This window comes from Ewingella sp. C233 (genome assembly GCF_055407225.1).
On the sequence record NZ_JBUZRI010000002.1, the window covers coordinates 592,430 to 616,288 of the forward strand.

The 23,859-nt window shown below is 52.5% G+C and carries 17 protein-coding genes and 1 riboswitch; of the genes, 4 read left to right on the forward strand and 13 right to left on the reverse strand.

The window, feature by feature from the left end:
• Nucleotides 1-85: 85 nt before the first annotated feature.
• Nucleotides 86-1,735 (reverse strand): glucose-6-phosphate isomerase, encoded by a 1,650-nt coding sequence (gene pgi, locus ACZRKO_RS15165; protein ID WP_463738066.1) that lies wholly within the window; start codon nt 1,733-1,735, stop codon nt 86-88.
• Between the two features lie 239 nt (nt 1,736-1,974).
• A riboswitch (Lysine riboswitch) is annotated at nt 1,975-2,164 on the forward strand.
• A 106-nt stretch (nt 2,165-2,270) separates the two neighbouring features.
• Here pgi and lysC point away from each other — a divergent pair.
• Nucleotides 2,271-3,659 (forward strand): lysine-sensitive aspartokinase 3, encoded by a 1,389-nt coding sequence (lysC, locus tag ACZRKO_RS15170; RefSeq protein ID WP_463738067.1) that lies wholly within the window; start codon nt 2,271-2,273, stop codon nt 3,657-3,659.
• Between the two features lie 148 nt (nt 3,660-3,807).
• The gene (gene panS / locus ACZRKO_RS15175) at nt 3,808-4,731 is read left to right on the forward strand and encodes a ketopantoate/pantoate/pantothenate transporter PanS (protein WP_463738068.1); all 924 of its coding nucleotides are present in this window, start codon (nt 3,808-3,810) and stop codon (nt 4,729-4,731) included.
• A gap of 51 nt (nt 4,732-4,782) precedes the next feature.
• On the opposite strand, the gene ACZRKO_RS15180 is transcribed toward panS, so the two are convergent.
• From ACZRKO_RS15180 to ACZRKO_RS15210, 7 genes are read right to left on the reverse strand one after another with little or no spacing between them, the layout of a single operon-like run.
• Nucleotides 4,783-6,435 (reverse strand): Na/Pi cotransporter family protein, encoded by a 1,653-nt coding sequence (locus ACZRKO_RS15180; RefSeq protein ID WP_463738069.1) that lies wholly within the window; start codon nt 6,433-6,435, stop codon nt 4,783-4,785.
• A gap of 15 nt (nt 6,436-6,450) precedes the next feature.
• Nucleotides 6,451-7,107, reverse strand: a complete 657-nt coding sequence (locus tag ACZRKO_RS15185) for an HAD family hydrolase (RefSeq protein ID WP_463738070.1) — start codon at nt 7,105-7,107, stop codon at nt 6,451-6,453.
• Complete coding sequence (locus ACZRKO_RS15190; RefSeq protein WP_463738071.1) at nt 7,104-8,096, reverse strand: ABC transporter ATP-binding protein; 993 nt, start codon at nt 8,094-8,096, stop codon at nt 7,104-7,106. The genes ACZRKO_RS15185 and ACZRKO_RS15190 overlap by 4 nt, the downstream gene beginning before the upstream one ends.
• A gap of 1 nt (nt 8,097) precedes the next feature.
• A complete protein-coding gene (locus ACZRKO_RS15195; protein ID WP_463738072.1) occupies nt 8,098-8,883 on the reverse strand; it encodes an ABC transporter permease in 786 nt (261 codons plus the stop codon).
• Nucleotides 8,884-8,912: 29 nt separating this feature from the next.
• A complete protein-coding gene (locus tag ACZRKO_RS15200; RefSeq protein ID WP_463738073.1) occupies nt 8,913-9,752 on the reverse strand; it encodes an ABC transporter permease in 840 nt (279 codons plus the stop codon).
• A gap of 26 nt (nt 9,753-9,778) precedes the next feature.
• On the reverse strand, nt 9,779-10,576 hold the full coding sequence (locus ACZRKO_RS15205) for an alkaline phosphatase family protein (protein WP_463738074.1): 798 nt from the start codon (nt 10,574-10,576) through the stop codon (nt 9,779-9,781).
• Between the two features lie 34 nt (nt 10,577-10,610).
• Nucleotides 10,611-11,669 (reverse strand): ABC transporter substrate-binding protein, encoded by a 1,059-nt coding sequence (locus tag ACZRKO_RS15210; RefSeq protein WP_463738075.1) that lies wholly within the window; start codon nt 11,667-11,669, stop codon nt 10,611-10,613.
• 209 nt (nt 11,670-11,878) lie between these two features.
• Between ACZRKO_RS15210 and ACZRKO_RS15215 the strand changes: the two genes are divergently transcribed.
• Nucleotides 11,879-12,589: a UTRA domain-containing protein gene (locus ACZRKO_RS15215; RefSeq protein WP_463738076.1), complete on the forward strand. Its 711-nt coding sequence runs from the start codon at nt 11,879-11,881 to the stop codon at nt 12,587-12,589.
• Between the two features lie 53 nt (nt 12,590-12,642).
• On the opposite strand, the gene metH is transcribed toward ACZRKO_RS15215, so the two are convergent.
• Entirely contained in the window at nt 12,643-16,326 is a 3,684-nt protein-coding gene (gene metH, locus ACZRKO_RS15220) for a methionine synthase (protein WP_463738077.1), read from the reverse strand.
• Nucleotides 16,327-16,588: 262 nt separating this feature from the next.
• Between metH and iclR the strand changes: the two genes are divergently transcribed.
• Complete coding sequence (gene iclR, locus ACZRKO_RS15225) at nt 16,589-17,431, forward strand: glyoxylate bypass operon transcriptional repressor IclR (protein WP_463738078.1); 843 nt, start codon at nt 16,589-16,591, stop codon at nt 17,429-17,431.
• A 10-nt stretch (nt 17,432-17,441) separates the two neighbouring features.
• Here iclR and aceK read toward each other — a convergent pair whose 3' ends face one another.
• The 4 genes from aceK to metA all read right to left on the reverse strand — a co-directional run bounded on the left by aceK (nt 17,442) and on the right by metA (nt 23,526).
• A complete protein-coding gene (gene aceK, locus ACZRKO_RS15230) occupies nt 17,442-19,199 on the reverse strand; it encodes a bifunctional isocitrate dehydrogenase kinase/phosphatase (protein ID WP_463738079.1) in 1,758 nt (585 codons plus the stop codon).
• 52 nt (nt 19,200-19,251) lie between these two features.
• On the reverse strand, nt 19,252-20,565 hold the full coding sequence (gene aceA / locus ACZRKO_RS15235; protein ID WP_463738080.1) for an isocitrate lyase: 1,314 nt from the start codon (nt 20,563-20,565) through the stop codon (nt 19,252-19,254).
• A gap of 55 nt (nt 20,566-20,620) precedes the next feature.
• Nucleotides 20,621-22,219, reverse strand: coding sequence for a malate synthase A (gene aceB / locus ACZRKO_RS15240; RefSeq protein ID WP_463738081.1), 1,599 nt, complete (start codon nt 22,217-22,219; stop codon nt 20,621-20,623).
• A 377-nt stretch (nt 22,220-22,596) separates the two neighbouring features.
• Nucleotides 22,597-23,526, reverse strand: a complete 930-nt coding sequence (gene metA / locus ACZRKO_RS15245) for a homoserine O-succinyltransferase MetA (RefSeq protein ID WP_463738082.1) — start codon at nt 23,524-23,526, stop codon at nt 22,597-22,599.
• Nucleotides 23,527-23,859 lie beyond the last annotated feature (333 nt).

Consider the following 23,859-nt stretch of genomic DNA (forward strand, 5'->3'; position numbering starts at 1 on the left):
CAGAGAAAAAGTGACATTAAAAAAGGGCCAGCCCGTTAAGGCTAACCCTTATATTTTTGGCAATCTTTAACGTATGACTACGTTATCAGGCACGCCAGTTTTTGAAGCGATTAATCAGGCCGTTGGTGGAACTGTCGTGACCTTTCACATCTTCGCTGCCAGCAAGTTCTGGCAGGATGCGGTTTGCCAGTTGCTTACCTAATTCCACACCCCATTGGTCAAAGGTGTAAATGTTCAGGATAGCGCCCTGCGTAAAGATTTTGTGCTCGTACATCGCGATCAACGCACCCAGGCTGTACGGGGTAATTTCGCGCAGCAGGATGGAGTTGGTCGGACGGTTACCTTCAAACACTTTGAATGGCGCAACGTGTTTCACGTCTTCAGGTTTTTTACCTTGTTCCGCGAACTCTTTCTCTACCACATCCAGAGACTTACCAAAGGCCAGCGCTTCGGTCTGCGCAAAGAAGTTGGAGAGCAATTTGGCGTGGTGGTCGCTCAGCGGGTTATGGCTGACCGCAGGTGCGATAAAGTCACAAGGGATGATTTTAGTACCCTGGTGAATCAGCTGATAGAAAGCATGCTGGCCGTTGGTGCCTGGCTCGCCCCAGATGATCGGGCCAGTCTGGTAATCCACCGGGTTGCCGTTACGGTCAACGAACTTACCGTTGGATTCCATATTGCCCTGCTGGAAGTACGCAGCAAAACGGTGCATGTACTGGTCATATGGCAGGATAGCTTCGGTTTCAGTGCCGTAGAAATCGTTGTACCAGATACCGATCAGCGCCAGCAGAACGGGCAGGTTTTTCTCAGCCGGGGTTTCTGCGAAGTGCTTGTCCATTGCGTGAGCGCCGCTCAGCAACTGTTCAAAGTTTTCGAAGCCCACGGACAGAGCAATAGACAAGCCGATAGCTGACCACAGGGAGTAACGCCCGCCGACCCAGTCCCAGAACTCGAACATGTTGTCAGTGTCGATACCAAACTCACCCACTGCTTTGCCATTGGTAGACAGCGCAGCGAAGTGTTTCGCAACGTGCTTAGCATCGCCAGCCGTTTTCAGGAACCAGTCGCGCGCACTGTGGGCGTTGGTCATGGTTTCTTGCGTGGTGAAGGTTTTTGAAGCCACGAGGAACAGCGTGGTTTCCGGAGACAGATCTTTCAGCGTTTCGGCAATATGGGTGCCGTCAACGTTGGAAACAAAATGCATATTCAGGTGGTTTTTGTACGGACGCAGTGCTTCGGTCACCATGAACGGGCCGAGGTCTGAACCGCCGATACCGATGTTCACGATGTCAGTGATCGGTTTGCCGGTATAACCTTTCCAGTCGCCGCCGATAACACGTTCGGTAAAGCCTTTAATCTTCGCCAATACCGCATTCACTTCCGGCATCACGTCTTTGCCGTCTACCACGATCGGCGTGTTGCTGCGGTTACGCAGCGCAACGTGCAAAACAGCGCGGTCTTCGGTGCGGTTGATCTTCTCACCGGAGAACATCGATTTGATTGCGCCCTGAAGATCGGTCTCTTTCGCCAGCGCCTGCAGTTTGTTCAGAGTTTCAGTGGTGATGCGGTTTTTAGAGAAGTCCACCAGCATCTGGTCTTCAAAGGTTGCAGAGAACTTGGAGAAACGGTCGCCATCTTCAGCAAACAGATGACTAATCTGCACATCTTTCATCGTATCGAAATGCTGCTGCAGGGCTTGCCAGGCAGCGGTTTGAGTTGGATTGATATTTTTCATAGCAATGCTCTTAGGCTGAGAATAAATGTGACGTAACTGACTTGATTGTATCCCGTTATACTGGAGATGAGATGCCTTTTCTTGCGATAGGTCAGATCTGTGTATTCGCAATGACAGAAAACAATATTAGATGACAATTGCTCAAAATGTATCGATGCGGGCCGTCAGACCGTTGACAGGAGAGCGATAACCCGTTATTCCTAAGCACCTAACTCGCAGGCGCGCTAACGCGCGCTTTGTGAGCCAGAAGAGGCGCGTCGCCCAGGCAGTGTATCGGAGGAGCCGAAATCCTACGAAGATACATCAGGGGGAGCGGCGCCGAGGTCAGAGGCTTTCGGCAGGCTGAAGACCGACTACAGGGGCTGAATCCCCTGGGTTGTCACCGAGATACCTGTGAGGGTATCGGCAAGGTGGGGCGCTTCTGGGTGTATCGTAGTATCTCTACGCCTGCTCCCGTTTCCCGCTCTCCCCCTAGTGCCAATTCTTATGGAATAGATGGTCGTCGTTTATCGGCGCCCCTGACACGAGGTTTACCATGAATTACGCTGTATCCCGCAACGCCAATCGTCCTCCTTTGGGCACTACGGTCGTAGCCAAATTTGGCGGCACCAGCGTTGCGGACTTCGACGCCATGAACCGCAGCGCCGACGTCGTTCTCTCTAATCCCAATGTACGCCTGGTGGTCCTTTCTGCCTCGGCGGGCATTACTAATATTCTGGTTGAATTGGCTATAGACCAGGATACCGAACGCCGCAATTTCTTGCTCGACGAGATCCGCCGCATTCAGTCTGCCATTATCGACAAACTGATCAGACCGGAGGTGATCCGCGACGAAATTGGCCGCATGTTGGACAACATCAGTATGCTGTCAGAAGCGGCTAGCCTGGCCACGTCCACGGCGCTGACCGATGAACTGGTAAGCCACGGCGAACTGATGTCCACCCTGCTGTTTGTTGAGATCCTGCGCCAGCGCAATGTGCCGGTGGAGTGGTTCGACGTACGTAAAGTGATGCGCACCAACGACCGTTTTGGCCGCGCCGAACCGGACACCGATGCGCTGTCGGAACTGACGATTCAGCAATTGCAGCCACGTCTTGAGCAGGCGCTGGTGATCACGCAGGGCTTTATCGGTTGTGAAGGCAAAGGCCGTACCACCACGCTCGGCCGTGGCGGCAGCGATTATACCGCTGCTCTGCTGGCTGAAGCGCTGAGCGCTGCGCGGGTGGATATCTGGACCGACGTTCCGGGCATCTACACTACCGATCCCCGTGTGGTGCCGGACGCCAAACGTATCGACCGCATAGCTTTTGAAGAGGCGGCTGAAATGGCCACCTTCGGCGCAAAAGTGTTACACCCTGCCACACTGTTACCGGCCGTACGTCGCGGTATTCCGGTGTTTGTCGGCTCAAGTAAAGATCCGTCGGCAGGCGGTACGCTGGTGTGCAACACCACCGATAACCCGCCGCTGTTCCGCGCGCTCGCACTGCGCCGTAAACAGACGCTGGTCACGCTGCACAGCCTGAGCATGTTGCATTCACGCGGTTTCCTCGCCGAAGTGTTTGGCATTCTCGCGCGTCACAATATTTCGGTGGATTTAATCACCACATCCGAAGTGAGCATCGCGCTGACGCTCGATACCACCGGTTCAACCTCTTCTGATGACAGTCTGCTGACCACCTCATTGCTGACTGAGCTGTCGTCGCTGTGTCGTGTGGAAGTGGAAGAAAACCTCGCGCTGATTGCCATCATCGGCAACAAATTGTCGCAGGCCTGTGGTGTCGGTAAAGAAGTCTTTGGCGTGCTCGATCCATTCAATATTCGCATGATTTGCTACGGAGCAAGCAGCTATAACCTCTGCTTCCTGGTGCCGGGCAACGATGCCGATCAGGTCGTTAAAACGCTGCACCGCAATCTATTCGAATAAGAACGGGCGCGGTGCATTTCAATGCCGGGCCTTTGTGCCCGGCTTTTTTATGCTCCCGGTTTTATGCTACAACCAAAATGCTATGGCAAAGCTTTACCTGCAACATCACATAATTAAAAACAACAAAGACCAATAAGGGATCCTCACCATGTTAGCCAAAATAACCCGCCTGTTCCCGCTGTGGGCCGTGCTGCTGTCCGTGGCCGCCTACTACACACCGAGCACCTTTACGCCCATCGCCCCACACGTCGCGACATTGTTGATGCTTATCATGTTCGCGATGGGCGTCACACTGGAGTTCGGTGATTTCAAACGCGTGCTGTCACGCCCGGCACCGGTCGCTGCCGCCACGTTCCTGCACTATCTGATTATGCCGCTGGCGGCATGGGTGTTGGCGAAACTTTTTCACATGCCGGCAGATTTGTCGGCGGGGATGATTTTAGTCGGCAGCGTGGCGTCAGGCACCGCGTCTAACGTGATGATTTATCTAGCCAAAGGGGACGTCGCCCTGTCGGTGACGATTTCCGCTGTTTCCACGCTGGTCGGCGTTTTCGCCACCCCGCTGCTGACCCGCTTCTATGTCGATACCCACATTAAGGTCGACGTGGTGGGTATGCTGTTAAGCATTCTGCAAATCGTGGTGATCCCGATTTTTGCCGGTCTGGTGATTCACCATCTATTTACTAAAACCGTTAAACGCGTCGAGCCACTGCTACCCGCGTTCTCGATGATCTGTATTTTGGCCATCATCAGCGCCGTAGTTGCTGGAAGTCAGGGCTTTATCGGTTCCGTCGGTCTGGTGGTGATTGTGGCCGTGATCCTGCACAACGGCATTGGTTTGCTGAGCGGTTACTGGGGCGGAAAACTGTTTGGCTTCGATGAAACCACCTGCCGTACGCTGGCGATGGAAGTCGGTATGCAGAACTCAGGGCTGGCGGCAACGCTCGGCAAAATGTACTTCAGCCCGCTGGCCGCGTTGCCAGGCGCGCTCTTCTCAGTCTGGCACAACCTTTCTGGTTCGCTGCTGGCAGGCTACTGGTCAGGTAAGCCGGTTGAGAGCAAAGAGAAATAATTCAGCACGATAAAAATGAGAAAGGCGCCTCAGGCGCCTTTTTTATGGCTGTCAGGCCGGTTTTACCAAATCGACTTCATCGCGCTCATCGTCTTCTTGCGCGTCTTTATCCAGCACATTATAGGCCACGGCGCAGAACAGTGAGTTCAGGCGCTTCATATCCCCCAGCAGCCCTAAATGCAGCGAACTGGTTTCGATACTCTGCACGTTGTGCTGATGCAGGCGGTCAACGTGCGCGTGTGCATAACGGCGGTCGAGCAGACGGAAGCGGTGTTTGGAGCGGCGCAGGCGGCGCGCGCTGGTCAGATCGTTTGACAGAAATACCGACAGGCTCAGCCGCAGATTATCCACCAGTTTTTCATGCAGAGAGTCCAGCTCGGTCAGCCCTTCAGCCGAGAAGGCGCGGCGGGCCGCATGAGATTTCGCCGCAATATCGGCGGTCATGCGCTCGATAATGTCACCGGCCTGTTCGAGGTTCAGCGCCATTTCAATGATTTCGGCCCAGCGGCGCGAATCATCCTCGCCCAGCCCCTCTTTGTTGATCTGCGCCAGATACAGTTTGATCGCCGTATACAGTACATCAACGTCATCATCGAGGCGGCGGACTTCACGGTCCTGCGCCAGCTTGCCGTGCATCACTTCATGATTGAGGATCAGCATATGCTCGACCACGTCGCCCATACGCAGGGTTTCGCGGGCAGCATTGGCAAGCGCCAGCGTAGGGGTATCGATAGCGCTGACGTCTAAGTGCCGCGGACGCAGGCGCGGGTCATCTTCCGCCACGTCAGCAATCATCAGTTCGCAAACACGGGCCATCGGGCCAGACAGCGGCACCATCGCCAGACAGCGGATCAGGTTGTAGAACATGTGAAAATAGATCACCAGCTCTTCATCCGGAATACCGAGCCGTGCCAGCTGAACCGAAAGCGGGCCGATAAAGGGCAGCACAATCACACAGCCGATCAGTTTGAACAACACGCTGCCAAGCGCCACGCGACGCCCTGCCGCATTCTGTTTGCTGGCGTTGATCATCGCCAGCAGCCCGCTGCCGACGTTGGCACCAATCACCAGACACAGTGAGACTTTGAGGGAGATAACCCCGGTCGCTGCCAGCGTCGCGGTCAGCAATACGGCGGCCAGACTGGAGTAACTGACGATGGCAAACACCGCACCGGTCAGCGCATCAAGAATGACGTCGCCAGTCAGCGAAGAGAACAGCACTTTAACGCCGGAGGCCTGGGTGATTGGCGTAGCGGCTGCGACAATCAGCTCCAACGCCAGCAGAATCAGCCCGAGGCCAATCGCGACGCGGCCCATCTGGCCCGCACGAGTCTGTTTACGGCTAAGGAAGAAGGAGACGCCCGCAAAAATCAGTAACGGGGAGAGCCAGGAGAGATCAAAGGTCAGCACACGCGCCATCAGCGCTGTTCCGACGTCGGCCCCGAGAATGATCACCAGCGCTGGTGCCAATGCGACCAGTCCCTGAGAGACGAACGACGTCACCAGCAGCGCGGTAGCATTGCTGCTTTGCACCAAGGCGGTGACGCCAATCCCCGCGACAAACGCCAGCGGTTTTTTCTCAACGCTGCTGCTGAGAACACGGCGTAAATTGGCGCCAAAAACACGCATGATGCCGGTACGCACAATGTGCGTACCCCAGACGAGAAGTGAAACAGCGGACAACAAATGAAGAAGAGTTAACACTAAAGAACAGCTCCGTTAACGCCAGGCATAAACAGGCCATCCTGCCTGCCGGGCGTGTTGGTGCAGGATAGCGTCCGGATTGACTGCATAGGGCTTGCCAACCTGGGTCAGCAAGGGCAAATCATTATGAGAATCCGAATAAAAACTGGCGGTTTGCAGCTGTGAAATATCCTGATTAATCAGTTCCATCAGCCGCGTAACTTTACCCTCACGGTAAGTCATCACGCCTTGCGTTGTGCCGGTAAAAATCCCCTTTTCAATACCGACACCAATCGCCAAAGTTTCGTTAACGCCGAGATAACGGGCTATCGGCGCAACCAGATGCACACCCGAAGCGGAAATCACCACGGTGCGGTCGCCGCGTGCACGATGCCGCTCCAGACATTCACGTGCATCAGTATAGACGCGGGGAGCAATCACTTCCTGAATATAACGCTCAACCATCGCCGCGACGTCCAGTTCCGGGCGGCCCTTCAGCGGCGCCAGCGTGCAGGTCATGTACTCCTGCATGTCCATCTGACCCACAGCATATTGCTGCATCAGTTGGGCGTCGCGTTGCAGGAAAGCCTGCTCATCCGCCACCCATCCCTGCTTCACCATAAAGGCCGACCACAGGCTGGAACAGTCGCCATTAATCAGGGTTTCATCGAGATCAAACAGCGCCAGACTCATGCAACTTCCCGTAACGTAACAAGATCTAACTGTAGACCAATTTCGATGCCATCGGCGAGAAGAGAGGCCACAGACCGGTTTAATACATCCACCGACAGCTCAACATTATTCGCCAGAACGCGATAACGCACGACGTTGCCGAGCAGGCTGTGATGCAGGATTCGGGCAGAAATACCCTGTTCAGGTGGACATATTACAATCGATTCAGGGCGGATTGCCACCTGCCCGCCGTAGTGCTGTCCAGTCAGCGCCTGTGCATCGGTGGCGCTGAGCAGGTTATAACTGCCAATGAAACCAGCGGCAAAAGCATCAACCGGTTCAGTATACAGGGTTTCTGCATCAGCATTTTGAACGATTTTTCCTTTATTCATCAGCACAATGCGGTCTGACATCGTCAGCGCTTCCTCCTGATCGTGGGTGACAAAAATGGCCGTCAGGTTCATTTCGCGCTGAATCCGGCGGATTTGTTCACGCAGATGTTTACGGATCCGCGCATCCAGTGCAGACAGCGGTTCATCCAGCAGCAGCAGGCGCGGTTCGGTGACGAGGGAACGCGCCAGCGCCACGCGCTGACACTGACCACCGGAAAGCTGATGCGGGTAACGTTTGGAGTAATCATTCATTTCGACCAGCGCAAGGACGTCCCCAACCCGGCGGTGCACCTCACTGGATGAGGCTTTCTGCATTTTCAGACCGAACGCCACATTGCCTTCCACCGTCATATTAGGGAACAGCGCGTAACTCTGGAAAACCATACCAATACCGCGCTGCTGCGGGCTGAGCGGAACGATATCCTGCCCCTGCAAAATGATCTGACCGCTGTCGACAGTCGTCAGCCCGGCCAGACAACGCAACAACGTCGATTTTCCACAGCCACTCGGCCCCAGCAAGGTGACAAACTCACCCTCTCTGGCGCTGAAATCGATGTTATTGAAGATCTGTGTCTGACCGTAATGTTTATTGAGTTGCGTGACCTGTAAATAGGACATATCAGCTCTTTCCTTTATTCAGCACGTTAGCCACCCAGGTAAAGGCCAGGACAACCACGAAATAAGAGATAACCAGGGCGCTGGTGAAATGGCCGCTGCCGTTACGCATGTTGTAGAGATACACCTGCAAAGTTTCATAGCGGCTGCCGGCCAGCAGGTTAGCGAACACAAACTCGCCGATTAAAAAGGAAAACGAGAGCAGCACGGCAATGGTTCCGCCTTTGCGCAAATTCGGTAAGACCACCAGCAAAGCCGCTTTCCAGGTACTGGCTCCGAGCAGATGCGCGGCGTCCATCAGGTCGCGCAGATTGATCGCCTGCATATTGTTGGAGATAGCACGGTAGATAAACGGCAATGCGATGGTGAAATAACAGCCGATTAGGATCCACGGCGTACCGGTCATCGCCAGCGGCCCCGATGAATAGAGCGACATCAGGCCAACGGAGGAGACCACCGGAGGGACAGCGAATGGCAACAGGATCAGCACATTCATCAGCACATCAAGCCGAGGGAAGTAGTAAGCGATCACAAACATCAGCGGCAGAATCAGAACCAGAGACAGTAATAACGTACCGAAGCAGATCAGCAACGAATGCCCCAGCGCCACCAAAAAACGCGGGTCACTCCACAGAGCCCTCATCCATTTCAGGGTAAATCCGCTGGGGAAAATCGTGGCTCCCCACTCGTTCACCAGCGCATAAACCAGCGTGGCGGCAAGCGGCAACAGCAGGATGATCATCAGGATCCAGACAATCAGACGATGGTAAAGCCCTTCAGCGCGGGACATAGCACTCCTCCCGGCAATCAGCCCAATGTTCAGCGCACATTCAGGTAGCTCCTGCGTAACAACCACTGATGAATCAGGGTAATAAAGGCCATCAGTACTACCAGCAGCATCGCCAGCGCACTGCCCATGTTTGGATCAAGAGAGATATCTCCCGACACCAGTGCCGCAATCCGCACCGGCACGACGTTGAAGTTACCCGTAGTCAGCGCATATACCGTGGCATAAGCCCCCAGCGCATTAGCCAGCAGAATAACGAACGTCCCCATCAGCGCAGGAAACAGCACCGGCAGGCCAATATGGCGCCAATAGCGCCAGCGCCCGGCACCGAGCAGCGCCGCTGACTCACGCCAGTCTTCGCGCAGCGCGTCAAAGGCCGGATAGAGCAACAGCACGCCGAGGGGGATCTGAAAATAGGTGTAAAGCACAATCAGTCCGTCTTTCGAATAGAGATTGAAGCTGTCCATCAGACCGTATTTTTTCAGTATCAGCGTTAAACAGCCGTTCAGCCCGAGCAAAATCACAAAGGCGAATGCCAGCGGAACGCCCGCGAAATTACTGGTCATATTAGTAAAGGACATGACGAAGTCATGCAACTTTGTCGGGCCGAGCTGTCGAAGTGAGTAACTGCTCACTAACGCAATTAGCAAACCGTACAGACTCGACCAGATGGAGATGTCGAGCGAGAAACGCATGGCCTGTAAATAGAAATCCGACGTCAGAATATCGCTGTAGTTTCCCCAGCCCCAGGCTTCGTAGGTGTCACTGTAAAAACTGCTGACTGCCACCCAAACCAGCGGGGCCAGCTGAAAAGCGATAAAAAACACCGCAAACGGCAGCATGAATAATGCGGCTATCCACTTGGCTTTCATCGGCACTCCTCAAAAAGTGGCGTGGTTCAGGCCAGCAATTCCGCGCAGTGCGGTTTGTCGTGGGCGATATTCAGCAGCTGGCATACCGTGCCACAAAGCTCAGTTTGCAGCGGTCCGGCGTCTTGCAGACTGAAGGAGGAACCAAACACAAACAGCGGCACCTGGCGCTCTTCAGGCAGAATCCCGCCGTGGCTGCGGTCATCATTCATGCCATGATCAGCGGTGACGATCACCTGATAGCCGGCCGCCAGCCAGTCACCGAGGTAATGCGACAAGATACCGTCGGCCACCCTTGCTTTGTTGCGATACTGCGGTGTGGAAAGACCAAACTTATGGCCGGCATCATCGATATTCATCGGATGGATCAGCAGAAAATCCGGATCATGACGACGACGCAGGCTCTCGGCGTCATCAAACAGATGGGAGTCTGGGTAACCGTCATCGTAATAGAAGTGGCCGTACTGGATAGCCAGCGTTTCGTCGCTGGTATGACGGTCGCGCGGCGGGTCAAACGGTGTACGATTATACAACTCGCTGACCCAGTGGTATGCCGCAGCGGCAGTGATCAGGCCCGCATCGCGGGCATAATGAAAAATGCTGCGCTGCGTTGAGAGCCGGTCAACGTGGTTATGCACGATGCCACTCTCAACCGGCGTCACGCCGGTGAGAATGCACTCATACAGAGGGCGCGAGAGCGAAGGCAATGCGCATTCCAGTTGATACAAGCGGCCGCGTCCAGCAGCGCACTGTGCCTGTAAATATCCCATTGCATCACGGGCGACCTGAAAATTCAGTCCGTCCAGTACCACCAAAATGCTTTTCATCGACTCTTTTGCCTTTCTTGCTAAATTGCGACAGTTATTGCTGCATGTTGATCATGACGTTTTCCTGCCACAGACGCGGCAGCGTTTTTGCGCTCTTATCCCAGGCTGCAGTATCAGCAATCGGGTGAGCATTTTTGTATTCGCTGGATGGCAGCAGTTTGGCTTTCACGTCGTCGGGTAAGGTGATGTGATCGGCGCGAATCGGACGGGCATAACCGCGCGCCAGATTGATCTGACCGGCATCGGAGAAGATATATTCACGTGCCAGTTTTGCGGCGTTTGGATGTTTGGCGAATTTGTTGATGATTGTGGTGTAGCCGGAGGTGATGGTGCCATCGGAAGGAATGACTACATCAAAGCGGGTTTTGTCGATTTTGTCACGATAGCTCAGGCCGTTGAAATCCCAGACCACACCTACCTGCACTTCACCTTTTTCCAGAGAGGCAATCACCGGGTCAGTCAGGCTTAGACGCCCCGCTTTTGCCAGTTTGCCGAAGTATTCCAGACCAGGTTTCAGATTTTTTTCATCACCCCCCATAGCGTAGGTCGCGGCAAGTACGCCATTCGCTGCCTGAGCCGCCGTGCCAACGTCACCGATAGTCACTTTATAGTTGCCTTTCAGCAGATCGGCCCAGCTGTGCGGCTCATCTTTTACCTGCGATTTATCGATAATAAAGGCGATGGTTCCGGTGTAAGCGAGTGCCCACATACCGTCTTTATCTTTCGCCCAATCCGGTACCTGATCCCAGGTCGTCGGTTTGTAAGCCTGAGTGACGCCCTTCTGCACCGCTACCGGTCCGAATGCGGCACCCACATCGCCGATGTCGGCGCTGGCATTGTCTTTTTCGGCAAGGAATTTAGCGATTTCCTGCGCCGAGCTCATGTCAGTATCGCTGTGTTTCAGCGCGTATTTAGTGCTCAGGTCACTCCAGGTCCCTTTCCAGTTCGCCCAGTCATCAGGCATACCGACACTGTTTACGGTTCCTTCGGCTTGCGCCGCTTTCAGGAGTTCAGCAGGAGGCTCAGCAGCAAAAACGGCTGAGGTCGAAAGAACGAGCGCGCTGGTTAACACAGAAGCGAACAACTGTTTCATAACGAATGCTCCGGATGGTAGGGTGTGTGAGTACTGGTCTAGTCCAGCAAGAACCAAGCCAATCTAACGGTCTATTGTGATAATTATATTACAGTGCGAAAAACCAGCATTTTTAAGCTGAAGGCTGTTAACAAGCGCACACTAATTCAGCAAAAGATTGCTGTAATTGACGTAATGGTGCAAAAACGCACTGAAATGAGGCCAGAACCATGAGCGAAGCCTTAACCACCGTGGCTGTGATCTGCCTGAAACTGAGCGAAAAAATCGCCAATGGAGATTTTTCTGCCGAGGGCCGTCTTCCATCCGAGCGGCAATTGAGCGAGCAGTTTTCCACCACTCGCATTACGCTGCGCGAAGCGCTTAGCCAGCTCGAAGGACAGGGATTGATCTATCGCGAAGTGAGACGCGGCTGGTTTGTTTCTCCGCCACGTATTGTCTATAACCCGCTGCAACGCAGCCATTTTCATGCGATGGCCCGGGAACAGGGGCGCAGTGCCCGAACAGAGGTAATTGATGCGCAGGCGCTGAAGGCCAGTGACGCAGTGTGCGGGAAACTTTCACTACCGGCTGAAAGTGAGGTTTATTGCATCCGCCGCTTGCGTTACCTCGACGGCAGGCCGGTGCTGTATGTTGAGCATTACCTCAACCCGCAATTCTTTCCAAATATTCTGAGCGCCGATCTGACACAGTCGCTGACAGACCTCTACTCATCACAGTATGGCGTAAGCTACGGCCGGGTGCGTTTTGATATGGTGCCCACACGCCTGCCTGAGCAAGCTTCCTGCGCGCTGAAAGTCGCACCGGGTAGCCCGGCGCTGTTCATCACCCGAACTAACCGTGATCAGCACGACCGGGTGATTGACTGCGATCTGGAATATTGGCGCTATGACGCATTACATATTGATGTAGAAGTGAATTAAGCGCAGTGAAGCCAGACGGGGAAAGTGCCCGTTTTTCCACGGGCATTTATAGGTCAATCCGCGTCGTAGCCTAAGTTCGGTGCCAGCCAGCGTTCAACTTCAGAGACAGGCATATTTTTACGTGCCGCATAATCTTCTACCTGATCACGCTGGATTTGGGCCACGGCGAAATATTTGCTGTCAGGGTGGCTGAAGTACCAGCCGGAAACTGCGGCACCGGGCCACATCGCAAATGACTCGGTGAGTTGCATTCCGGTATTGGTTTCTGCATCCAGTAATTTCCAGATCTCACCTTTTTCGGTGTGTTCCGGACAAGCTGGATAGCCGGGCGCAGGGCGAATACCCTGATAGTTTTCGCGGATCAGTTCGTCGTTACTCAGGTTTTCATTGGCGGCAAAACCCCAATACACCTTGCGCACACGTTCGTGCAGATATTCGGCGAAAGCTTCAGCTAGACGGTCCGACAGCGCTTTGACCATAATTTTGTTGTAGTCATCATGCTGTTTGTCATAAGCCTCGGCTAAGTCATCTTCCTCCAGCCCGCCGGTAACGGCAAACGCGCCCATATAATCTTTTTTCCCACTGGATTTCGGTGCCACAAAATCGGCCAGACAGTAGTTAGCGAAATCCGTCTTTTCAGTTTGCTGGCGCAGATGGTGGCTGACCACCAGCACTTCATCACGCCGCTCATCGCTATAGATTTCGATATCGTCACCGACACGGTTAGCAGGGAACAATCCGACGACACCGCGCGGGTTCAGCAATTTCTCCTCAGAGAGCTTATCGAGCAGATCGTTGGCATCCTTAAATACGCGCTTAGCCTCCTCACCGACCACTTCATCTTCCAGAATGCGCGGATATTTCCCGGCCAGTGCCCAGGTCATAAAGAATGGTGTCCAGTCGATGTAGTTGCGCAGCGTTTCAATACTGGCTTCCACTTTCTGCACACCCAGACGATGGGCAACCGGTGGCGTGTAGTTTTCCCAGTCAATACTGGTCGCATTTTCACGGGCGACTTCCAGACTGACCGGCGGAGTGCGTGGTTTCTTACGCGCATGTTGAATACGCACTGTCTCATACTCTTTACGGGTACGTTCGATAAAGGCATCACGCTGAGTATCCGAAAGTAGTGCAGAGACGACACCGACTGACCGTGAGGCGTTCTGGACATAGGTCGTGGAACCGCTGTAGTTCTGTTCGATCTTCACGGCCGTATGCGCCTTGGAGGTAGTGGCGCCACCAATCAGCAGCGGTATGGTGAAGCCGCGGCGCTGCATCTCTTTGGCAACGTTGACCATTTCGTCAAGTGACGGCGTGATCAATCCAGAAAGCCCGATAATATCGACCTTCTCTTCAATCGCAGTTTTAAGGATCTTATCGGTCGGAACCATCACGCCAAGATCGATAATTTCGTAGTTATTACACTGCAATACCACGCCCACGATGTTTTTACCGATGTCGTGTACGTCACCCTTTACCGTCGCCAGCAGAATCTTACCGTTGGTTTTCCCTTTCTCTTTGCTGGCTTCAATATAGGGTTCCAGATAGGCCACCGCTTGTTTCATCACGCGGGCCGACTTCACCACCTGCGGCAGGAACATTTTACCCTCGCCAAACAGGTCACCGACAACATTCATGCCGTCCATCAGCGGGCCTTCAATCACTTCTATCGGGCGCTCACAAAGCTGGCGTACTTCTTCAGTATCCAGCTCGATAAATTCGGTAATGCCTTTGACCAGAGAATATTGCAGGCGTTTGCGTACATCCCATCCACGCCATTCGGCCTGCTGTTTATTGGCTTCACCGTCATCTTTGGTACCACGGTATTTTTCAGCGATATCCAGCAGGCGCTCAGTGCCGTCGTCACGACGGTTGAGGATCACATCTTCAACCGCATCACGCAGTTCGGCAGAGAGATCGTCATAGATTGCCAACTGGCCCGCGTTAACGATGCCCATGTCCATTCCGCTGCGAATGGCGTGGTACAGGAACACTGCATGAATAGCTTCACGTACCGGATCGTTACCCCGGAAAGAGAAAGATACGTTGGAGACACCGCCGGAAATCAATGCATGTGGCAGCTCAGCTTTAATATCTGCGCAGGCTTCAATGAAATCCACCGCATAGTTGTTGTGCTCTTCAATACCGGTTGCTACGGCGAAAATATTGGGGTCGAAAATGATGTCTTCAGGCGGGAAATCCACCTCTTCCGTCAACAATTTGTAGGCGCGGCGACAAATTTCTATTTTGCGGGCGCGGGTATCAGCCTGACCGTCCTCGTCGAAAGCCATCACGACCATCGCGGCACCGTAGCGACGAACTTTACGTGCTTGTCTAAGAAAGACCTCTTCACCCTCTTTCATTGAAATCGAGTTAACGATGCCTTTGCCCTGAATGCATTTCAGCCCTTTTTCAATCACGTCCCATTTGGAGGAGTCGATCATGATAGGCACGCGGGCAATATCAGGCTCACCGGCAATCAGATGGAGGAAGCGCACCATGGCGGCCTCTGCATCCAGCATGCCTTCGTCCATGTTGATATCGATGATTTGCGCACCACTCTCAACCTGCTGACGGGCGACAGCCAGCGCTTCAATATATTTTTCTTCTTTGATCAGCCGCTTAAACCGGGCAGAACCGGTGACATTGGTACGTTCGCCTACGTTCACAAACAGGGTTTGCGCATCAATGGTTAATGGTTCAAGGCCGGCCAGGCGGCACGCTACAGGAATCTCCGGCAGGGCACGAGGGGGTACGCCCTCAACCGCTTTCACCATGGCGGCAATATGCGCAGGCGTTGTCCCACAGCAACCGCCGACAATGTTCAGGAAACCTGAGCGTGCCCACTCGCCGATGTGTTCTGCCATTTCTTTGGCTTCGAGATCGTACTCGCCAAAGGCATTAGGGAGGCCTGCGTTCGGGTGTGCGGTGACATAGCATTCTGCAATGCGTGACAGTTCAGCCACATATTGACGGAGTTCGTCTGGCCCCAGCGCACAGTTCAGGCCAAAGGTCAGCGGTTTTACATGACGTAATGAGTTGTAGAAGGCTTCGGTAGTTTGCCCTGAAAGCGTACGACCGGAGGCATCAGTGATGGTGCCGGAGATCATGACCGGTAACACGACCCCCATCGCTTCAAACTCGGTTTCTACGGCAAACGTTGCGGCTTTGGCATTCAGGGTATCAAAGACGGTTTCGATCATGATCAGATCAGCACCGCCTTCGATCAGGGCACGCGTTGATTCGCGGTAGGCTTCAACCAATTGATCAAAAGAGACATTCCGGTAGGCCGGATCGTTCACGTCCGGGGAGATCGACGCCGTACGGTTAGTTGGCCCAAGGACACCGGCGACATAACGCGGCTTGTCCGGTGTACGGGCAGTCCATTCATCAGCACAAATACGTGCCAGGCGAGCGGCTTCATAGTTAATTTCTGCCGACAGCGACTGCATGTGGTAATCCGCCATGGCAATGGTGGTGGAGTTGAAGGTATTGGTTTCGAGGATATCGGCACCAGCCTCAAGGTAGCCGTAATGGATCGCGGTGATCACTTCCGGCTTTGTCAGCACCAGAAGATCGTTATTGCCTTTGAGATCGCTTTCCCAATCGGCAAAACGTTCGCCACGGTAGTCCTCTTCTTCCAAACGATAGCTTTGGATCATGGTACCCATGCCGCCGTCCAGTACCAAAATGCGCTTTGCTAACTGCTTACGTAGCGCCTCAACTTGATTCGTCACTCTCACCTCTTCACCTGTCGCACACCACCGGCACACCCTAAGTACAAGCCGGAAATCATGGTCAACATCCTAGCATATCTTCCTTTGCTGAAAGCTCAGCCCAACGTGAGACTTTTTCAATTCAGGAATGCATCCCGCAGTCTGAATGCAACACATCGGATGAGCAGAAAGGCAGGTTGCGATCCATACTGTAAAAACGAAAATGAATTCCAAAATAACTTTAATTCGTCGCTAATTAGCGCATCTTACAAGGAAAAGGCCCATGGCAACGTCCGCTTCTACTCCGGCCAAACGCGTTAAGAAAACCAAAGCCGCTGCCGCATCGGGTAGCGCCGCCACCGGACAGGTGCAGTCCCTGACTCGGGGCCTGAAATTACTGGAGTACATTGCCGAGGCACAAGGCAGCGTCGCGCTGACCGACCTTGCTCAGCAGGCCGGTTTGCCCAACTCCACAACACACCGCCTGCTAAGCACCATGCAGCAGCAGGGATTTGTTCGTCAGGTAGGGGATTTAGGGTTATGGACTATTGGTTCACATGCTTTTGTCGTAGGCAGCAGCTTCCTGCAAAGCCGCAACCTGCTAGCAATGGTACATCCGATGCTGCGCCGTTTAATGGAGGAGTCTGGCGAAACGGTTAATCTGGCAGTGCTTGATCATAGCGATTATCAGGCGATCATCATCGATCAGGTGCAGTGCAACGCGCTGATGCGTATGTCTGCACCTATTGGTGGCAAGCTGCCGATGCATGCTTCAGGTGCGGGAAAAGCATTCCTTTCCACTTTGCCGGAAGAAAGGCTGGTAAAACTGCTGCATAAAATCGGCCTGCATAGCTATACGCCGCTGACACGCACGTCGCCGGTCAATCTGAAGCAGGAATTGGCCGAAACACGTAAACGGGGCTATGCCTTCGATGACGAAGAACATGCGCTGGGGCTTCGTTGTGTAGCAACCTGTATCTATGACGAACATAACGATGCCTATGCTGCGATCTCAATTTCAGGGCCGGTATCCCGAATAACGGATGACCGGGTAACTGAGCTAGGCGCTCTGGTTATTCATGCAGCAAAAGAGATCACCCAGGCGTATGGCGGGGGTAAACATTAAGGCTCGAGAATTATTCTGTCAGCGTTAAAAACGTCTCAGTGAGCTGGCGTTCATCATGCCGCTGGCTGAAACGTTGTCTGCGGCGGTAGGCATAAACATCCTCGATGTGGCCATCGATAATGCGCTTTTGCACCGCCTGCCAGTAACTGGCTTCAAACAGATCGCCATGCAGTTTCTCAAATAAAGGTTTCAGCCGTTTATCGCTGCATAGAAAATGGCGAAACTCTTCAGGGAAAACATCTTGCGCGGAGATGCTGTACCAAGGCTCGCTGGCCAGTTCATCTTCCGGATAACGCGGGGCAGGAATACGGCGGAAATTCACCTGCGTCATATAGCAAATTTCATCGTAGTCATAAAACACGACCCGCCCGTGGCGAGTGACACCGAAGTTTTTAAACAACATATCACCGGGGAAAATGTTAGCCGCAGCCAGTTGTTTTATCGCGTTGCCATATTCTTCAATCACGTCATGCAACTGCTGAGCACTGGCTTGCTCCAGATAAAGATTCAGCGGGGTCATTCGGCGTTCGATGTACAAGTGACGTAAAATAATATTGTCACCGACCTGTTCAATTTTGGCAGGAACTTCACGCATCAGTTCTTCCATCAGCGCTTCACTGATGTTCTTTTTCGCCAGCGTAAAATGCTCAAACTCCTGGGTATCCGCCATACGCCCCACCCGATCGTGATCTTTAACCAACTGATAACAAGCCATAACCTGAGCTTCCGTCACCTCTTTTTGTGGAGCGAAGCGATCTTTAATCACTTTAAAAACACGGTCGCTACCCGGTAGCGTGAAAACCAACATCACCATCCCTTTTACTCCGGGGGCGATAATAAACTGCTGATTATTTTGTGCCATAAAGCGCAGATGTTCACGGTAGCACTCCGTTTTTGCATGTTTCTGGCAACCTATGGCGCTGTAGAGCTCCGCGGTGGTTTTGCCAGGCAGAATTTCGCGCAGCCACTCCACTAATGCCCCCGGCTGAGGGGCATAAACCATAAAGTACGAACGGGCAAATCCGAATACGATACTGGCGTCATCACGATCAGTTAGACAGGCATCCACAAACAGCTGGCCACTGAGGCTGCGGTGAACCGGCAGAAGGAAAGGTAAGACCTGGCCGCCAAAGCGTATTTTCCCTACTAGCCAGGCCGCCTTGTTGCGATAAAACAGTTCGGTTGCAACGTCCAAAATGGCCGAAGAAATTTGCGCGTGCGGGACAACCGCTTGCAGGGCTTGAGCGATATAACTGGCATCCCGCTCACTGTCTTCCCATGCAAGCTGTATCGGCAAGTCTGCCAGTATCATCCTGATTAAATTGTGAAGATCACTCTGAGATTCGTACCGGCGAAAAAGCGGGCGGGGAAATACGCCGCGATAGCATTCAGGTTGTTCACTGAAAATGAACAGTTTTTCCGCCGTCAATTCACGATGTTTAAAAATGCGGCAGTAGACCGAATTGAAGAAGCTTTCGGCAATTTCTGCCCGGGGATATTCAGGTAATAGCTCACTGTAGGATTGTTTGACCGTCGCCAGAAAGGCAGCGTCATAGAAATGGGGGCCGGTGATACATTTTAGCTGTGCAACAACCAGCCCGACATGATGATCGTACAGATGGATTCGCTGTTTCATCGCCGCTTGCACTGCTGCCCACTCGGCTTGCTCAAACCGGTGCTGAGCACCCGAAGTGACTTCCAGAAAGCGACCATACTGGGCGTCAAATCCTTGCAAAATCGTCTGGGCAATCAACAGTTCAATACGCATAGGGGATGCTCCCAGTCAAAAGCAGGCCCGGAGTTATTCGGGCCTGCAAATGTTAAACGCCAAACTGCTGCTCTTCAGTAGACCCGGTTAACGCAGTGACGGATGAACGGCCACTCTGAATAATATTGGTCACTTTATCGAAATATCCGGTGCCAACTTCCTGCTGATGAGAGGCGAAGGTATAACCACGACCGATAGCGGCAAATTCGGGCTCCTGCACTTTTTCCACGTAATGCTTCATCCCTTCCCCCTGAGCATAGGCATACGCCAGATCGAACATGTTGAACCACATGCTGTGAATACCGGCCAGGGTAATAAACTGATACTGGTAACCCATTGCAGCCAGTTGGTCCTGAAAACTGGCGATGGTTTTATCATCGAGATTCTTTTTCCAGTTGAAGGATGGCGAGCAATTATAGGCCAGGAGTTTCCCCGGGAATTTAGCGTGGATTGCGTCAGCAAAACGCTGCGCTAATGCCAAATCCGGCGTGGAGGTTTCGCACCAGACAATATCGGCGTACGGTGCATACGCCAGTCCACGGCTGATTGCCTGCTCTATTCCGGCATGAGTACGGTAGAAACCTTCGTGCGTGCGTTCACCGGTGATAAACGCGCTGTCGTATGGGTCGCAGTCGGAGGTCAGTAAGTCAGCGGCGTCTGCATCGGTGCGTGCAACCAGCAGAGTCGGTACGCCCAGAACATCGGCCGCAAGGCGGGCGGAAACCAGTTTATGAATCGCTTCCTGAGTCGGCACCAGCACTTTTCCGCCCATGTGCCCGCACTTTTTCACCGCAGCAAGCTGGTCTTCAAAGTGCACCGCAGCGGCCCCGGCTTCAATCATCGATTTCATCAACTCAAATGCGTTGAGTACGCCACCGAATCCAGCCTCCGCATCCGCAACAATAGGCAGAAAATAGTCGGTGTAACCCGTCTGCCCCGGCTCGATATTATTTGACCATTGGATTTGGTCAGCCCGGCGGAAAGTATTATTAATGCGTGCCACGACTTCAGGAACCGAGTTCACCGGATAAAGGGATTGGTCCGGGTACATGCTGGACGCCGTATTGGCGTCTGCAGCCACCTGCCAGCCAGAAAGATAAATAGCTTCAATACCTGCTTTTGCCTGCTGTAACGCCTGTCCGCCGGTCAAAGCACCGAGGCAATTTACGTAACCTTTGCGCGCTGAGCCATGCAGCAAATTCCACAAACGGTTTGCGCCGTTCTGGGCCAGAGTACATTCCGGATTCACCGAGCCTCGCAGACTCACCACTTCGGCAGCACTGTATGGACGGGCGATCCCCTGCCAGCGTTGTTGTGACCAGGATTCTTCAAGTTGCTGAATTTGCTGAGTACGGGAGTTTTTCATGGCGCGGTTTCCTGTTCTTAATGTTATGGGGTTACTTTTGTAGGGTTGAACGTGATCAGGCCAATAAGGCATAGCCTGGCAGGGTGAGGAAATCGATCAGCTCTTCCTGTGTAGTAATGCGTTCCATCAGCGCGGCGGCTTCATCAAAACGTCCCGCACTGAAGCGCTGTTCGCCCAGTTCTTGTTGAATAACCTGCATCTCTTCACAAAGCATCTGGCGAAAGAGCGCTTTGGTTACCAATTGACCATTACTGAGCATTTTGCCGTGGTGGATCCACTGCCAGATCGAGGTACGGGAGATCTCAGCAGTCGCGGCATCTTCCATCAGACCGTAGATAGGTACGCAGCCGTTGCCGCAGATCCAGGCTTCGATGTATTGCACGGCGACGCGAATATTGGCACGCATCCCCTCTTCAGTTCGATCTCCCGGACAAGGTTCGAGTAATTGGCTGGCAGTTACAGGCGCATCAACCTGACGCGAGACGTCCAGCTGATTTTTACGGTCACCCAGTGCCTGATTGAAAACCTCCATGACGGTATCCGCGAGGCCAGGGTGGGCAATCCAGGTTCCATCATGACCATTCGCAGCTTCCAGCTCTTTGTCAGCTTTGACTTTATTGAGCACCCACTGGTTACGTTCAGTCTCTTTACTGGGAATAAATGCTGCCATTCCCCCCATCGCCAGAGCACCACGGCGATGACAGGTTTTGATCAGCAGGCGGGAATAAGCACTCAGGAAGGGTTGCGTCATCGTAACGGCCTGACGGTCAGGCAATACGCGGTCGGCGTGGTTTTTCAGGGTTTTGATGTAGCTGAAGATATAGTCCCAACGTCCGCAGTTCAGACCGACAATATGGTCACGCAGATGGTAGAGAATCTCGTCCATCTGAAAGACCGCAGGCAGAGTTTCAATAAGTACCGTAGCCTTGATTGTTCCCCGTGGAAGTTCCATATAATCTTCGGCAAAACTGAATACCTGACTCCACCATGCCCCCTCCTGATAGGACTGCATTTTAGGCAGGTAGAAATAAGGGCCGCTGCCTTTTGCCAACAGTGCGTGATGGTTATGGAAAAAATACATAGCAAAATCAAACAAGCCACCGGGGATAGGCTCTCCGTTCCATTGCACATGCTTTTCCGGTAAATGAAGACCACGCACGCGACATACCAATACGGCCGGATTCGGCTTTAGCTGGTAAATTTTGCCGGATTCATTGGTGTAACTGATCGTTCCATTGACCGCATCACACAGATTAATCTGCCCTTCGATGACTTTGTTCCAGTCCGGAGAGAGTGAATCCTCAAAGTCAGCCATAAATACCTTCACGTTGGCATTGAGAGCATTTATCACCATTTTTCTTTCTACCGGACCGGTGATCTCAACACGCCGGTCTTGTAAATCGTCTGGTATTCCACGAATAGTCCATGATCCACTTTTAATGGAATCCGTTTCTGAAATAAATTCAGGCAAAAAACCATCATCAATACGCTGCTGAACCATAACTCGTTCTTGCAAAAGCTTATTGCGTGAGCGGGAAAAATGACTGACCAGTTCAGTCAGAAAGTCGACCGCCTCCTCCGTTAATATCAGGGACTCCTTTTCCGTAAAGCGGCGCGTGAAGTCCAGTGCGGAGCGTGTTATCTGCTGATTCATCGGTATTCTCCTGATATATCTCTTATATCAGCCAGGAGAATCTATCTCCGGCTGTCTCATGTTCAGGCTTCTGATGGTCAAGATTGGGGGATCGTTTTAGCCAAGAGATCCTTATCTCAACTTCTGCTCTGTGAGACTTAAGCGTAATCAAGAAAATGATAAAATCAAAAACGATTTCCATTTTATTTTTAATACATTTTTTAATTACTATAAATCAATGAGATATATTTGAAATTATTTTTATAAAAATGAGATATGGTTTCATTTTTAAAAAACAAGGGCGGGTGTTGATAGGCAGTATTTGGGAAAGGCAGAGAGAAGAAGAGAAGGCAATTTTCAGACAGGTGATCCTGAAGATCCCCTGCCCGGTCAAACAGTTACTCGAGGGTTGGGTTCATCTGGCGCAGGTCAAATGGTGTTATCTGATAAACGTAGTAATTCAGCCAGTTGGTGAATAACAGGTGCCCATGGCTGCGCCATGCCGCCTTCGGCGAGAGATCAGGATTATCCTGAGGGAAGTAGTTGAACGGCATATCCGGTGAAAGCCCGGCGTCACGGTCACGCAGGTATTCGCCGGCAAGCGTTCCCGCATCATACTCGGGGTGCCCCGTGACAAACGCCATACGCTTGTCTTTGGTTGCAAATAAATAAGCACCAGCTCCTTCAGATTCCGCCAGAATATTAAGATCAGGATATTTACGCAGCTCTTCCACAGGAAAATCAGCATAGCGCGAATGAGGAGCTAAAAAGCTATCATCAAATCCGCGAGTCAATAATGCTAATGGCTGTAGCGTCTGATGAGGATAAACACCTGAGAGTTTGGTTTCGCGCGTCATTTTAGGCGTGCCATAAAGCACGTTCAATGCGGCCTGAACGGCCCAGCAAACAAATAACGTTGATGTCACATGCTCTTTAGCCCAATGGACCACACGTTCAATTTGTGGCCAATAGGCGACGTCGCAGAAATCTACCAGACCAAGTGGAGCACCGGTAACAATCAGGCCGTCAAAATTATCATTCTGGATATCTTCGAAATCACAGTAGAAGTTATCCAGATGTTCTGCCGGCGTGTTTTTCGATTCACGACTATCGATACGCAGCAGCTGTACATCAATTTGCAGCGGAGAATTGGAGAGTAGACGCAAAAACTGATTTTCCGTCTCGATCTTTTTTGGCATCAGATTCAGTACCAGTACCTTTAAAGGGCGAATTTCCTGTGTTTTTGCACGTGATGAGGTCATGACAAAGACATTTTCATTTTGCAGAAAATTCACGGCCGGTAACTCATCAGGAACCCGAATTGGCATAACAACTTCCCCACTACATCCGCTTATACGTTTAGACTTCTAGATGCCTGAAGATAACGTTTTTCAACCAGAATGTCGAGGCTCCATAGCTAAGGTGAAAAATCTTCAGCTTTATGGAATGTATTTAGATGTTTTTGTTCTGGATGGCTAGTGATAGTCGCTAAGCTGAGTGTGGGGATTTACCAAACTCCCCATAGCAAAAAACCCCAGTCTTTCGACTGAGGTTTTCCACTTATTTGATGCCTGGCAGTTGATGACCCACTTCGTGCCTCACCCTTCGGGCCGTTGCTTCGCAACGTTCAAAAGGCATAGCCTTTTGTCCTACTCTCTTCT

Excerpts from the sequence above, each read along its gene's own strand:
- pgi (WP_463738066.1), bottom strand. The coding sequence starts at position 1,735 with ATGAAAAATATCAATCCAACTCAAACCGCTGCCTGGCAAGCCCTGCAG.
- lysC (WP_463738067.1), top strand. The coding sequence starts at position 2,271 with ATGAATTACGCTGTATCCCGCAACGCCAATCGTCCTCCTTTGGGCACT.
- panS (WP_463738068.1), top strand. The coding sequence starts at position 3,808 with ATGTTAGCCAAAATAACCCGCCTGTTCCCGCTGTGGGCCGTGCTGCTG.
- ACZRKO_RS15185 (WP_463738070.1), bottom strand. The coding sequence starts at position 7,107 with ATGAGTCTGGCGCTGTTTGATCTCGATGAAACCCTGATTAATGGCGAC.
- ACZRKO_RS15190 (WP_463738071.1), bottom strand. The coding sequence starts at position 8,096 with ATGTCCTATTTACAGGTCACGCAACTCAATAAACATTACGGTCAGACA.
- ACZRKO_RS15195 (WP_463738072.1), bottom strand. The coding sequence starts at position 8,883 with ATGTCCCGCGCTGAAGGGCTTTACCATCGTCTGATTGTCTGGATCCTG.
- ACZRKO_RS15200 (WP_463738073.1), bottom strand. The coding sequence starts at position 9,752 with ATGAAAGCCAAGTGGATAGCCGCATTATTCATGCTGCCGTTTGCGGTG.
- ACZRKO_RS15205 (WP_463738074.1), bottom strand. The coding sequence starts at position 10,576 with ATGAAAAGCATTTTGGTGGTACTGGACGGACTGAATTTTCAGGTCGCC.
- ACZRKO_RS15210 (WP_463738075.1), bottom strand. The coding sequence starts at position 11,669 with ATGAAACAGTTGTTCGCTTCTGTGTTAACCAGCGCGCTCGTTCTTTCG.
- ACZRKO_RS15215 (WP_463738076.1), top strand. The coding sequence starts at position 11,879 with ATGAGCGAAGCCTTAACCACCGTGGCTGTGATCTGCCTGAAACTGAGC.
- iclR (WP_463738078.1), top strand. The coding sequence starts at position 16,589 with ATGGCAACGTCCGCTTCTACTCCGGCCAAACGCGTTAAGAAAACCAAA.
- aceK (WP_463738079.1), bottom strand. The coding sequence starts at position 19,199 with ATGCGTATTGAACTGTTGATTGCCCAGACGATTTTGCAAGGATTTGAC.
- aceA (WP_463738080.1), bottom strand. The coding sequence starts at position 20,565 with ATGAAAAACTCCCGTACTCAGCAAATTCAGCAACTTGAAGAATCCTGG.
- aceB (WP_463738081.1), bottom strand. The coding sequence starts at position 22,219 with ATGAATCAGCAGATAACACGCTCCGCACTGGACTTCACGCGCCGCTTT.
- metA (WP_463738082.1), bottom strand. The coding sequence starts at position 23,526 with ATGCCAATTCGGGTTCCTGATGAGTTACCGGCCGTGAATTTTCTGCAA.